Below are 12,975 nucleotides of genomic sequence, written 5' to 3'. Positions count from 1 at the left end.
CCACGCTGTCAGCGCTCTCCGACAGGCCGGAGCGCTCCCGACCGATGCAGATTGCGCGTGACGCCAGCGATGCTCTCCTCGACATCCACTGGAGGCACCATGGCCGATCACAACCTCTCCCCGCTGCCGACGACGGACGGCTCCTCGCAACGATCGCTGCTGTCGGCGCTGACCAGTTGGTGGTCGGCCGCCACCCCGGCCGCGCCGGACCCGATGCTCGGCTACGAATCGGCCCAGCCCTGGATGCTGGCCGACGCGGGGGCGGATCACGCCGGCCACCTGCGCGGTTGACGCGCCAATGACAACGGGCCCCGCGGGGCCCGTTCCTTTTTTGGCCATCGTTTGGCCATCTGCCCCGACACGGGGCAAGGGTCACTGAATGAGGCCGTTCTTCAGCGCGTAATAGGTCAGGTCGCTGTTGGTCTGCAGCTTGAGCTTCTCGAGCACGCGGGTGCGGTAGGTGCTGACGGTCTTCACGCTCAGGAACAGCGCTTCGGCGATGTGGCCGACGGTCTCGCCCTGCGCCAGGCGCAGGAAGACCTGGAACTCGCGCTCCGACAGCGCCTCGTGCAGCGGCTTGTCGGGCGCGGTGGCGCCGCCGGTGCCGCCCACGACGCTGTCGGCCAGCTGCTCGGCCACGGCCGGGCTGATGTAGCGGCGCCCGCGCGACACCAGCCGGATGGCGTTGGCGATCTCCTCGGGGTCGCACTCCTTGTTCAGGTAGCCGCTGGCGCCCTGGCGCAGCAGCGTGGTGGCGTAGTGGGCCTCGGGGAAGCCGCTGAGGATGAGCACGGGCAGTTCGGGGAAGCGCGCCTTGATGGCGGCGAGCGCATCGACGCCGCTCTGGTCGGGCATGGAGATGTCGAGCAGCAGCACATCGACCTCGCCCTTGCGGGCCATGTCCAGCGCCTCGTGGCCACTGCTGCCTTCGCCGGTGACGCGCAGGTCGACGTGGTCGGACAGGAACTGGCGCAGCCCGGTGCGCACGATGGCGTGGTCGTCAACGATGCCGATGCGGATCATGGGAAGTACCTGCGGTTGGAAAGTAGGGCTTCAGCGTAGCAGCGGCGCCAGCGCGCGCGCCTAGGCCGGCGTCCTACAAAGATGACAGCCGTGTCCGACAGGCGCCCCCGCTGCGGGACTATCCCGCCGAGGTCCGGCGGGCGGGATAGTTTGGACACGGCCGAAGGGCCGCCACCGAATCAACTCATGGAGCCCCACATGCTGAACAAATCTGTCCTGACCCTGGCCCTGTCTGCCGCCCTCGTTGCCACGCTGGGCGTCACCAGCGGCTGCGCCGTCACCCGCAAGCAAGAGACCGTCGGCGCCTATGTCGACGACGCCGCGCTGACGACGCGCGTCAAGGCCAAGTTCGCCGCCGACCCGACGGTCAGCGCCATGTCCATCAGCGTCGAGACGCTGAAGGGCACGGTCCAGCTGTCGGGCTTCGCGAAGAGCACCGACGAGAAGCAGATGGCCGAGAAGCTGGCCCGCGAGACCTCCGGCGTCGTGGCCGTGCGCAACGACATCGCCGTCCGTCCGTGATGAGCGAGCGCGTCGCGTCTAGGACTTGTCCTACAACGCGACGCGTTGCTCATGCTGCCGACGTGATACCGAAGCGGTTCATACTTGACCCCAACACGTCTCCCCGTCACACCGCTTCCTCCCGGGCCATGCCAGCACTTAAAGCCTTCATCGTCGAAGACAGCCCGGTGATCCTCGAAAACCTGGTCGCCACCCTCGAGGAGCTGGCGCAGGTGGAGGTGGTGGGGTCGGTCGCCGACGAAGCCGGCGCCGTGCGCTGGATGAGCCGCGGCCCCGACGCCGGCGCCGACCTGTTCATCGTCGACGTCTTTCTTCGCTCCGGCACCGGCCTGGGCGTGCTGCAGGCCGCGCAGAAGCTCGGCGTGCGCGCGCGCCGTGTCGTGCTGACCAACTACGCCACCGACGAGATGCGTCGCCGCTGCGAAAGCCTGGGCGCCGAGCGGGTGTTCGACAAGAGTCGCGAACTCGACGACCTCATCTCCTACTGCGCCGAGCTTGCCGATGGCGACTCCACTGGCTCTACCTCCCCCGTCCTCTGAGCGTCGCACGGTGCTGCGTCATCTCGATCCCTGGCTCGTCGGCGCCTCGCGCAACCGGGGCATCGCCGTGCTGGGCGCGGCGCTGGCCGCTGCGGCCGTCATGGGCGTCAGCGAAGCATCGTTCTGGGGCGCCGAGCAGGCACTGACGCAGTCGCAGGCACGCTACCTCGCCCGCGACGACGGCCTGCGCCTGCGCGAACTGCTGACCACCGCCGAGACCGCCCAGCGCGGTTTTCTGCTGACGGGCCGCGAGGACTATCTCGCGCCCGTGCTGCTCGCGGAGCGCGAACTGCCCCATGTGCTGCAACGCCTGCAGAGCCAGTACGCGAACTCGACCTGGACCACGCTCGTCGCCGACGCCAGCCGGCGCGCCAATGAAAAGCTGTCGGAGCTGCAACTCGTCGTCAAGCTCTACCGCGAGGGCAACACGCCGGCGTGGCAAGGGCTGGTGGAGTCCGACATCGGCCGCGAAAAGATGCAGGCGGTGCGCGACGCCGTCAGCGAACTCGACCGCCATGAGCTCGCCGAGATCGCCCGCGAGCGCGACGCCGTCCACCGCTCGCTGACCTACGGGCGGCTGGGCGTGCACGGCCTCACGCTGCTGAGCCTGTTCGGCCTGGCCATCTTCCTGCGCCGCAACGAGGCGCTGCACAACGCGCGCCGCCAGCATGCCGACGAACTCGCGCAGGAGCGCGACCGGCTCGACCGCGAAGTGGCCCGCCGCACGGCCGAGCTGACCGAGCTGGCCCGCCACCTGCAGACCGTGCGCGAGGACGAGCGCGCCCACCTGGCGCGCGAGCTGCACGACGAGCTCGGCGCGCTGCTGACGGCCGCCAAGCTGGACGTCGCCCGCATCCGGCGCATGACCAAGACGGCGCCCGACATCGACGAACGCCTCAAGCACATGAGCGCGCTGCTGGACCAGGGCATCGCGCTGAAGCGCCGCATCATCGAAGACCTGCGCCCCTCGGCGCTGTCCAACCTCGGCCTCATCCCGGCGCTGGAAATCCTGACGCAGGAGTTCGCGCAGCGCTCCGGCCTGCAGCTGAGCCTGGAGCTGACCGACAGCCCCACCGACGAAGGCGACCGGCTCGCGCTGTATCGCCTGGTGCAGGAGGCGCTGACCAACGTCATGCGCCACGCCAAGGCCAAGCAGGTACGGGTGACGCTGGGCGAAGCGGAGGGCTGGCTGCAGCTGCACATCCGCGACGACGGCCAGGGCTTCGACCCCGACGCCGTCGGCTCCGGCCACCACGGCTTGCTGGGCATGCGCTACCGCATCGAGAGCCTGGGCGGCACGCTGCAGCTGCTGTCGGCGCCTGGCCGCGGCACGCTGGTGCTGGCCCGCCTGCCGCTGCGGCCCGAACCCGAGACGGTGCCCAGCGAGCTGCCGGCGGCGGACAGCGAACCGCCTGCCGCCGCGTCGCTGTCCTGACGTCCTACGCGCTGCCGCCCCCGGCACCGACACCGCGCGCGGCGGCCCCTCGCGACACTGATGCCAACGCAACGCGCCATGCCCGGCGCAAGACCGACATCAGTCGCCAGGAGCATCCCATGCCGTTCCGCAAATTCCTGCACGCCGAAGGCTGGCACGCCCAACGGCCCCACCCCTTCCCCGTGCACGGCCACCGTGGCCCGCAGATCGCCGCGGCGTTGATGGCCGTGGGCGCGCTGAGCGCCTGCCTCGGGCTTGCCGCGCTGCATGACGGCCACGCCTTCGACGCCCCCGCCGGCACCGCGCAACGCCGCCCGACCGAGGCGCTCAAGAGCTGGCAGGATCAGTTCGCCAACGGCCTGCAGGTGTCGCTGCGCGCCGTGGCCGATGGGCGCGACACACCGCCCCGCCCCACGCACACGCTGATGGCCGGCGGCGTGGCGGCCATCAGCGCCGAGGCCGCCTCGCCAGCGCGCCACTGATCGGCACTGATCGCCACTGACGCCAAGCGCGGGCCGCACCGGCCCGCCCCGCCTCACGCGGGCTGGCCGTCCTCGGCGGTCAGCAGGCAGTCCACCGGCTCGGGCCGGTGCAGCAAAAAGCCCTGCACCTCACCCACACCCAGGCGCACCAGCTCCTGCAGCACCTCGGGCGTCTCCACGCATTCCGCCACCGTCGCCAGGCCCAGCGTCTGCGCCACGTCGACAAAGCTGCGCACCGCCACCTGGTCCAGCGGATCGGTCATCAGCGAACGCACGAACTGGCCGTCGATCTTCAGCACGTCCACCGGCAGCGCCTTGAGGTAGCCGTAGGAAGACGCGCCGGCGCCGAAGTCGTCCAGCGCGATGCGCGCACCCAGCGCCCGCATCTGCGTGACGAAGCGGGCCGCATCGGCGAGCCGCGTGATGACGGCCGTCTCCGTGATCTCCAGGCACAGCGCCCGCGCACGTTGGGTGCCCAGCTCCAGCAGCAGCGCCCGCGCTTCCTGGTGGAAGGCGGCGTCCTGCAGCGTCAGCGCCGACAGGTTGACCGACAGCGACGCGATCTCGGGCAGGCCCTCGCGCTGCAACATGGTCACCGCCTGGCGCAACACCCAGCGGTCGATGCGCGGCGCGATGTGAAAGCGCTCGGCGGCCGGCATGAAGGCCGTGGGCGGCACGCGGTTGCCGTCGCGCTCACGCAGGCGCAGCAGCAGCTCGCCCCGCAGCCGGCCGTCGTCTGCGGCGCCCTGTGCCGGCAGCACGCGCTGCAGGTCCAGCTCGAAGCGGCCTTCGTCCAGCGCCTGCTGCAGCCGCGTGGCCCAGCGGTGCTCGCTCTGGTGCGCGCGCAGCGCGGCATCGTCCGGCGCCCACACCTGCACGCGGTTGCGGCCCAGCTCCTTGGCGATCATGCAGCAGGCATCGGCCTCGCGCAGCACGCTGGCGGTGTCGGGCCAGCGGCCGTCCAGCGGCGTGACGCCGACGCTGGCGCCGATGCGGAAGGTCTGGTCGCCCTCGGTGTAGCGGTATTGGTCCAGCGAGTCGCACAGCTTCTGCGCCACGTGCTGCGCCTCTTCCAGCGAGCAGTTCTCCAGGATGGCGGCGAACTCGTCGCCCCCCAGGCGCGCCACGGTGTCGCGCCCGCGCACGCCGGCCTCCAGCCGCCGCGCCACCTCGCGCAGCACCTCGTCGCCGGCTGCGTGGCCGCAATGGTCGTTGACGAGCTTGAAGCGGTCGAGGTCGATCGCCAGCAAGGCATGGTGGCTGCCCTCGCGCTTGGCACGCTCCAGCGTGCGCGCCAGGCGCTGGCCCAGCTCCGAGCGGTTGGCCAGGCCGGTCAGCACATCATGGCTGGCGCGCCAGCGGATCTCGTCGAACTGGCGGCGCTGCTGCGTGACATCACGGAACACCAGCACCGCGCCGACCACCTCGCCATCACGCCCGCGGATGGGCGCGACGCTGTCGTCCACGGCACGCGTCTCGCCGTCGCGCGACACCAGCACGGCGCCGGACGGCAGCTGCGTGGGCTGGCCGCTGGCCAGGCATTGCAGCACCGGGTCGGGTAGCGGCTCGGCCTCGTCCTCGCGCCGCGCCTGGAAAACCTGGCAGGCCGGCTGGCCGTGCGCGGCCTCGGCCGTCCAGCCCGTGAGGCGCTGCGCCACGGGGTTGAGCCACGTGACGCAGCCCTGCGCATCCGTCGTGAGCACCGCATCGGCGATGGACTGCAGCGTGACCTCCAGCAACTCGTGCTGCTCTTCGAGCTTCTGCTGCAGCCGGCGTTCCTCGCTGACATCCCAGCACACGCCCGACAGGCGCAGCGGCCGGCCGCTGCCGTCGCGCAGCAAGCGGCCCGAACCTCGCAACACGTGGACACTGCCGTCGGGCCAGCGCACGCGCCATTCGCCCTCCAGCTGCGGCCGGCGGCTGAGCGCAATACCCAGCGCCTGCAGCGCCGCCCGGCGGTCCTGCGGATGCAGGCGCCGCCGCCAGCCGACCGGCGTGATGCGCTGGCCATGCGGTGCCTCGCCATGCAGCCGCCACATCGCGTCGTCCCAGGTCAGCGCACCGTGGCGCGAGGCCTGCAAATCCAGCTCCCACACGCCGATGCCGCCGCCATGGGTGGCGAGGTCCAGCCGCTCCAGCGCACGTTCCAGCTCGGCGCGCACGCCGGCGGGCTCGGTGACGTCCTGCATGACCACGCCGATGCGGCGCACCTCGCCGTCGTCATCGGGCCCGCCGACGACGCGCAGCACGCGCTCGCCCTGCGTCGTCTCGCAGCGCAGCTCCACGTCCCAGCCGCGCCCCTCGGAATCGGCGCGGTGCAGCGCCGCGTCCAGCATGGCGGCACCGTCGGGCCCGAAGCGGTCGAGCAGCGCGCCCAGCGTGGGCACGCGATCGGCGGGCAGGTCCAGCAGCTCGCAGGCGGAGTCGGACAACACCAGCGAGCCGGTGCCGGCCTGCCACTCCCACGCGCCCACACCCGCGAGGCGGCTGCAACGCTCCAGAAAACGCGCATTCAGGGCCAGGGCCTGCTCGACGGCGGCCGCAGGCTGGGGGTCGCTCATCGCAGGCTCCAGGCTGGGAAGGCGGCAGCTTGAGGTGCGCCCTCGGCCCGTCTTGTAGGACGACACCCCATCTGCGGTTTGTTACAGCGCCGATGACAACCCAGCGGCCGCCATCGCGTTCAATACCGGCAAGCACCAAGCACCAAGGAGTTCCTCATGAACCAGCAACGCCACCGACTCGCCCGCTGGGCGGCCCCCGCCGCACTGGCCCTGGCCGGCCTGGCCGCGCTGCCGGCCCAGGCCGCCGACATCGGCGTGTCCATCGGCTTCAGCCAACCCGGCGTCTACGGCCGCATCGACATTGGCCAATACCCGCAGCCCGTGGTGGTGGCGCCGCAGCCGGTCATCATCGGCCAGCCGGTCTACCGCGAACCCGTCTACCTGTGGGTGCCGCCCGAGCATCGCCGCGACTGGCGCCACAACTGCAACCGCTACCGGGCCTGCGGTGCGCCGGTGTACTTCGTCGAGGACGGCTGGTATCGCAAGAACGTCGTCGTGCGCCGTGAGCCCGACCGCGGCCCGCCGGGATACCGCGACGACCGCCACGATCACCACTGGGACGACCGCGGCCGCGACGACCGTCACGACCACCGCGGCCCGGATCGGGATCGAGGCCGCGACCGGGATCGGGATCGCGACCACGGCCCCGGCCGCCGCGACTGACGGTTGACACCCGCCGGCGCGGCGACGGCTTCAGCGGTCAGGCCGCTGCACGCACGCGCTCGGCGACGAAGTCCTGGTAGCGGCGCAGCGGCCGGCCGAGCAACTGCTCGAGCTTTTGTACGGCCCCGTCGGCGCCGATCTGGCCCAGCTGCTGGATGCGGGCCATCATCAGGCGCAGGTCGTAGGCCAGCCAGCCCGGCGCGTTCTGCGCGAGCTGGGCCTCGAAGGCCTGCACGTCGTCACCGGCATAGGCGATGGGGCGGCCCAGCACCTCGCTCCACACCGCCGCAGCCGCCGGGCCGTTGAGCACCTCCGGGCCGACGATCTCCAGCGTCAGCCGCGGCAGCGGGCTCGGTGCGCGGTCGCGGCGCAGCAGCTCGGCGACCGCGATGTCGGCAATGTCGCGCGCATCCACCATCGCGCAGCCAGGCGCGCCGATGGGCATGGGGAACACGCCGTAGCCCTCGATGACGGGCTGGATGGCGATGTCGTTCTGCATGAAGTAGGCCGGGCGCAGCACCGTGACCGGCAGCGCCAGCGACTCGATCATGCGCTCCACCGTGTGCTTGCCGGCGAAGTGCGGCACGTCGGTGTAGCGGTCGGCGTGGATGACCGACAGGTAGACGATGCGCTCGATGCCGGCCTCGCGGGCCAGGTTCAGCGCCTGCAGCGACTGCGTCAGCTCGTCGGCCGCCAGCGCATTCAGCAGGAACAGCGTGCGCACGCCGTGCAGCGCCTGGCGCATGGAGGCGACGTCGCTCAGGTCGCCGACGACCCCCTTGACGCCTGCGGGCAGGGACTGCGTGCCGGTCCGGCGGACCAGCGCGGTGACGTCTGCGCCCTGGCGGGCCAGACCTTGGACGACGAGGGAACCGATGGTGCCGGTGGCGCCGATGACGAGGATGCTCATGTGAAGACTCCGTGTGTGGAAGTGTTTGGGAAGGAACGGAACGAACGATATGCCGTTGCAATCCATAAACACAGCCGCCAAAATCAAGACAAACTGTCTCAACCACAAGACACATGGATCTGAACGCACTGGCGGACTTCAACCTGGTGGCCACGCACGGCGGCTTTGGCCGGGCCAGCCGCGCGAGCCGGCGCTCCAAGGCGACGCTGTCGCGCCGCGTGGCCGAGCTGGAGGAGCAACTGGGGGTGCGGCTCATCGAGCGCGGCAGCAAGGGGCTGGAGCTGACGGAGGCCGGGCAGCGGCTGCAGGAGCGCACCGAAGGGCCGCTGCAGGAGGTGGGCGACGCCCTCACCGCCGCGCGCGAAGGCAGCGACCAGGTGGCGGGGCGCTTGCGGGTGGCCGCCCCGGTGCTGTTCGCGCAGCTGGCCATGGGCAGGCTGGCGGCCGACTTCCGGCGCCTCTACCCGGCAGTGACGCTGGACGTCGTGGCCGAAGACCGGCTGGCGGACCTGGTGGACGAGCAGTTCGACGTGGCGCTGCGCCCGAACCCGCGGCCCGACTCGGCGCTGGTGGGCCGCTGCTTCGCGACGGACCGGCTGGTGGTGGTGGCGGCGCCCACGGTGGCCCGGCCCGAGCCGGGTGACGGCCCGGTGCGCGTGGACGCGGTGGTCAACGGCTGGCGCGACGGCGAAACCTGGCAGCTCGCCGACGGCGGGCCGACGATCGAGCCCGTGCCGGTGCTGCGGCTGTCGTCGATGCTGATGCTGCGCGACGCGGCGCTGGCCGGTGCCGGTATCGCCCGCGTGCCGCGCTCCATCGTCGGCGCGCAGCTGGCGCGCGGCGAGCTCGTGCAGTGGGGCGCGATCGACGGCCCGGCCGTTGAGCTGTGGGTGCTGCACACCTCGCGCCGCCTGGCCAGCCCCAAGGTCAAGGCCTTCGTCGACTTCATGGCGTCGCGCTACCCGGACGGCACGCTGACGCTGCCAGGGTAGCCCGGATATCTCGCGAGGTACGCGGGAATTGCGTGGATGCCAGGCGCCGGGGGATGCGCCGAGACGGCCGCAGCCAATGCCCGTAGGCATTGGCGAGGCCTTGAGGTGCAGGCCACAAGCCTGGCGCTGCGCAAGCCCGCGTAGGCCCGTGAAGCCAAAGTGGATATCACCTTGAACGGCGAGATCGCCGTGTTCATCGGTGTTGCAGGTCGGCGCGGGCCGGCCTCGCGAAATATCCGGGCTAACGCTTCGGCAGCGGGTAGCTGGCGAGGCTGGCGTAGCCCTTGCGCGACACGGCCTGCACGCCAAAGATGACGTTGTCCTTGCTGACCGGCAGCGTCACGCGGTTCACGCGGCCCACATCGCGGGCCTGCTGCCAGGTGGCGGCGTCGGTGTCACGCCAGACGATGCGGTAGCCGGCCACCTCGGGGTCGTCGCTGGCAGTCCATTCGAGCGTGGAGTCGTTGGTCAGGCCGCTGGCGTCCAGCCGCACGCCCTTCACCGGCGCCGGCGCCCAGGCCAGCGTGGCCAGGCCGGCCAGGTTCACGCGCGCCACATCGGCCACGTACGGAAAGTCCACGAACTCGGGCAGGTCGCCGTAGACGACGCCGTTCTCCGTCCGGGGGTTTTGGTGCTGGTGCGCGAAGTTCTCGAACGGCTCCGTGAAGCGCACGGCGGCATAGCCTCGCTCCAGGAACGGCAGGTGGTCGCCGCCACGCAGGTAGCGGTCGCGGCGCTGGATCAGCTGCACCGTGAAGCCCGGCATTGCCGCCTCGGCGGCTGCCTTCAGGTGGCGGCCGAGCTGGGCCGTGGGCAGGTCTTCGTTGGCACCGGCCTGCAGCAGCGGCAGCAACTCGGCCTGCATGGCGGCGTGGGCCTTCTGGTCGGCCGCCGTCGCCGGCCGGTTGGCCTGCGCTTGGCTCAGCAGGCGCACCAGCGGGTCCAGCCCGTCGGCGAACAGGCGCATGCGCCGCGCGTCCCGCTGGCCCGCATCGCCGCGCGAGCTGCCGACGATGTCGTTGGTGATCATGGCCTCGACGTTGACGCCCTGCGCCCGCGCGTCGCGCGCCCATTGCGCCGCGCCCAGCAGGCCCTGCTCCTCGCCCGGCACGGCCATGAACACCAGTGTCGCGTCGAAGTGGCGCGTCGCCATCACGCAGGCCAGCTCCATGACGGCCGCCGTGCCGGAGGCGTCGTCATTGGCGCCGGGCGCCTCGCCCAGCGCGTCCATGACCTCGCTGTTGCGCGAGTCGTAGTGGCCGCTGACCACCAGCGTGCGCCCCTGGCTCGCGCCACGCCCGGGCAGCGTCGCGACGATGTTGACCAGTTCGGTGGGCTGGTTCACGCGGTTGCCGGCGGGCTCGATGAAGCTCTGCTCCTCCACCTTCAAGCGGCTGCCGGGCGCCTTGGCGCAGGCCTGCAGCTCGGCGGTGATCCAGCGCCGCGCCGCGCCGATGCCGCGCGTGTCGGACGCGATGTCCGACAGCGTGTGCCGCGTGCCGAAGCTGACCAGCCGGCGGATGCGCGCCTCGATGCGCGCGGCACTGACCTCGGCCAGCATGGCCTGCAGCGCATCCGCCGGTGCGGGCGTCTGGGCCTGCGCGGACGCGGCGGCCAGGACGATGGACAGGGTGAGGGCGAGCGCGCGGGGTCGGGTCTGCATGCGGAAGATTCTGCCCTTGCTGCGCGGGCCGGCTTCTTCTACGCTGGCCGGTCCCTGCACGAGGAGAGTCCGATGACCTTGGATTCACGAGTGAGCGCCATCCGCACGGTGGCGCTGGTAGGCCCGGCGGCGGCCGGCAAGACGCTGCTGCTGGACGCGCTGCTGGCCCATGCCGGCGTGCTGGCGCAGGCCGGCAGCATCGAGCGCGGCAACACGGTGTCCGACCACGACCCGCTGGAAAAACGCCTGGGACATTCGCTGCAGTCCAGCCTCGCTCACTTCACGCACGACGGCATTCGCGTGCACGCCATCGACACGCCCGGCGCGCCCGACTTCATCGGCCAGGCGCTGCCGGCGCTGGAAGCCGCCGACACGGCCGTCGTCGTGCTCAACGCGCAACACGGCATCGAGCTGATGGCGCAGCGCCTGCTGACGGCCGCCGGCGAACGCGGCCTGGCGCGGCTCATCGTCGTCAACAAGATCGACGCGCCCGAGCTCGACCTGCCGGCGCTGCTGGCGCAGATCCGCGACGTGTTCGGCAAGGCATGCCTGCCGCTGAACCTGCCCGCGGGCGGCGGCCAGCGCGTGGCCGACTGCTTCTTCGCGGCAACGGGCGACCCGGCGATCCCGCCCGATTTTTCCTCCGTGGCCGATGCGCACCGCGCGCTGGTGGAGCAGGTGGTGGAGGTGGACGCCGGCTTCGTCGACCGCTACCTGACCGAAGGCGACATCGACCCGAAGGAGCTGCATGCGCCGCTGGAGCAGGCGCTGCGCGAGGGCCACCTGATCCCGGTGTGCTTCTGCTCGGCGCGCACCGGAGCCGGCGTGGGCGAGCTGCTGGCCGCCATTCGCACGCTGATGCCCAACCCGGCCGAGGGCAACCCGCCGCCGTTCCTGCAAGGCAAGGGCGGCGAGCCGCAGCCCTACCCCGCTACGCCCGACCCGGCCGCCCATGTGTTGGCGCATGTGTTCAAGGTCGTGGCCGACCCCTATCTGGGCAAGATGGGCGTGCTGCGCGTGCACCAGGGCCGCGTCGCCCGGGGCGGCCAGCTGTTCGTCGGCCATGCGCGCAAGCCCATCCGCGTGGGCCACCTGTTCATGCTGCAGGGCGGGCGGCACGTGGAGGTGGACGAAGCCTTGCCCGGCGAGCTGTGCGCCATCGCCAAGGTCGACGACATCGCTTTCGACGCCGTGCTGCACGACGCGCAGGAGGACGAGCACATCTTCCTGCGGCCGCTGGACTTCCCGACGCCGGTGCACGGCCTCGCGATCAGCCCGGCACGGCGCGGCGACGAGCAGAAGCTGTGGGAAGTGCTGGCCCGGCTGGTCGACGAAGACCCCTGCCTGCGCATCGAGCAGGCGGGAGAGACACACCAGACCCTGGTCTACGGGCTGGGTGAGTTGCACCTGCGACTGCTGCTGGAGCGCGTGCGCGAGCTCTACAAGGGCGAGGTCGCCACCGAGCCGCCCCGCATCGCCTACCGCGAGACCATCGCCGCTGCGGCCGACGGCCACCACCGCCACAAGAAGCAAAGCGGCGGCGCGGGCCAGTTCGGCGAGGTCTACCTGCGGGTGGAGCCGCTGGCACGCGGGGCGGGCTTCGAGTTCGTCGACGCGGTCAAGGGCGGCGTCATCCCGGGCCAGTACATGCCGGCCGTCGAGAAAGGCGTGCGCTCGGCACTGGCCAGCGGCGTCATCGCCGGCTTCCCCGTCGTGGATCTGCGCGTGACCGTTTACGACGGCAAGCACCATTCGGTCGACAGCAAGGAAATCGCTTTCGTCACCGCCGGGCGCCGCGCGCTAATGGCGGCCGTGCGCGAGGCGCAACCGCTGGTGCTGGAGCCCATCGTGCAGGTCGAGGTCACCGCGCCGGAACACAGCATCGGCGACATCACCGGCGACCTGGCCTCACGCCGCGGCCAGGTCAACGGCACGCGCACCGCCGTGCCGGGCAGCCTCATCGTACAGGGGCTGGCGCCGCTGGCCGAACTGGCGAACTACCAGACGCGCCTGAACGCGATGACCGCCGGCCAGGGCCGCTACACGCTGCTGTTGTCGCACTACGAGGCGGTGCCGCCGCACACGCAGGCTGCACTCGTCGGGGCCTACCAGGCCGGCGACGAAGGCGATTGACCCGCCGGGCCCGGCGCCGATGCCAGGCCAGCGGACGCTGGTGAACGCTCAT

12 protein-coding genes are annotated in these 12,975 nt (G+C 71.5%); 8 read left to right on the top strand and 4 right to left on the bottom strand.

Going from position 1 to position 12,975, the window contains the following annotated elements; all coding sequences use genetic code 11:
* Nucleotides 1-99 precede the first annotated feature (99 nt).
* Nucleotides 100-291, top strand: coding sequence for a hypothetical protein (locus tag ACG00X_RS16785; RefSeq protein WP_394489518.1), 192 nt, complete (start codon nt 100-102; stop codon nt 289-291).
* An 81-nt stretch (nt 292-372) separates the two neighbouring features.
* Here ACG00X_RS16785 and ACG00X_RS16780 read toward each other — a convergent pair whose 3' ends face one another.
* Nucleotides 373-1,023, bottom strand: coding sequence for a response regulator (locus ACG00X_RS16780; RefSeq protein ID WP_394489516.1), 651 nt, complete (start codon nt 1,021-1,023; stop codon nt 373-375).
* Between the two features lie 198 nt (nt 1,024-1,221).
* Between ACG00X_RS16780 and ACG00X_RS16775 the strand changes: the two genes are divergently transcribed.
* From ACG00X_RS16775 to ACG00X_RS16760, 4 genes are all read left to right on the top strand, one after another.
* Nucleotides 1,222-1,545, top strand: coding sequence for a BON domain-containing protein (locus ACG00X_RS16775; RefSeq protein WP_394489514.1), 324 nt, complete (start codon nt 1,222-1,224; stop codon nt 1,543-1,545).
* 128 nt (nt 1,546-1,673) lie between these two features.
* Complete coding sequence (locus tag ACG00X_RS16770) at nt 1,674-2,084, top strand: response regulator (protein ID WP_394489512.1); 411 nt, start codon at nt 1,674-1,676, stop codon at nt 2,082-2,084.
* Between the two features lie 10 nt (nt 2,085-2,094).
* On the top strand, nt 2,095-3,519 hold the full coding sequence (locus ACG00X_RS16765) for a CHASE3 domain-containing protein (protein ID WP_394489510.1): 1,425 nt from the start codon (nt 2,095-2,097) through the stop codon (nt 3,517-3,519).
* 119 nt (nt 3,520-3,638) lie between these two features.
* Nucleotides 3,639-4,001 carry a hypothetical protein gene (locus ACG00X_RS16760; RefSeq protein ID WP_394489508.1) on the top strand — a complete coding sequence of 121 codons (363 nt, stop codon included), beginning with the start codon at nt 3,639-3,641 and terminating at the stop codon, nt 3,999-4,001.
* Between the two features lie 53 nt (nt 4,002-4,054).
* Here the strand turns inward: ACG00X_RS16760 and ACG00X_RS16755 are convergent, their stop codons facing one another.
* Nucleotides 4,055-6,562: an EAL domain-containing protein gene (locus ACG00X_RS16755; RefSeq protein ID WP_394489506.1), complete on the bottom strand. Its 2,508-nt coding sequence runs from the start codon at nt 6,560-6,562 to the stop codon at nt 4,055-4,057.
* A 156-nt stretch (nt 6,563-6,718) separates the two neighbouring features.
* On the opposite strand from ACG00X_RS16755, the gene ACG00X_RS16750 reads away from it, so the two are divergent.
* Nucleotides 6,719-7,225 carry a hypothetical protein gene (locus ACG00X_RS16750; protein ID WP_394489504.1) on the top strand — a complete coding sequence of 169 codons (507 nt, stop codon included), beginning with the start codon at nt 6,719-6,721 and terminating at the stop codon, nt 7,223-7,225.
* 37 nt (nt 7,226-7,262) lie between these two features.
* On the opposite strand, the gene ACG00X_RS16745 is transcribed toward ACG00X_RS16750, so the two are convergent.
* Complete coding sequence (locus tag ACG00X_RS16745; protein ID WP_394489502.1) at nt 7,263-8,135, bottom strand: SDR family oxidoreductase; 873 nt, start codon at nt 8,133-8,135, stop codon at nt 7,263-7,265.
* A 113-nt stretch (nt 8,136-8,248) separates the two neighbouring features.
* Here ACG00X_RS16745 and ACG00X_RS16740 point away from each other — a divergent pair, with 113 nt between their 5' ends.
* Entirely contained in the window at nt 8,249-9,127 is an 879-nt protein-coding gene (locus ACG00X_RS16740; protein ID WP_394489500.1) for a LysR family transcriptional regulator, read from the top strand.
* A gap of 241 nt (nt 9,128-9,368) precedes the next feature.
* Here the strand turns inward: ACG00X_RS16740 and ACG00X_RS16735 are convergent, their stop codons facing one another.
* Nucleotides 9,369-10,790 (bottom strand): M28 family metallopeptidase, encoded by a 1,422-nt coding sequence (locus tag ACG00X_RS16735; protein ID WP_394489498.1) that lies wholly within the window; start codon nt 10,788-10,790, stop codon nt 9,369-9,371.
* A gap of 72 nt (nt 10,791-10,862) precedes the next feature.
* Between ACG00X_RS16735 and fusA the strand changes: the two genes are divergently transcribed.
* Entirely contained in the window at nt 10,863-12,923 is a 2,061-nt protein-coding gene (fusA, locus tag ACG00X_RS16730; protein ID WP_394489496.1) for an elongation factor G, read from the top strand.
* Nucleotides 12,924-12,975 lie beyond the last annotated feature (52 nt).

This window comes from Pelomonas nitida, assembly GCF_043555975.1.
In the GTDB taxonomy this organism is placed as follows: Bacteria; Pseudomonadota; Gammaproteobacteria; order Burkholderiales; family Burkholderiaceae_C; genus Pelomonas; species Pelomonas nitida.
This window is presented reverse-complemented; position numbering and strand designations above follow the sequence as displayed.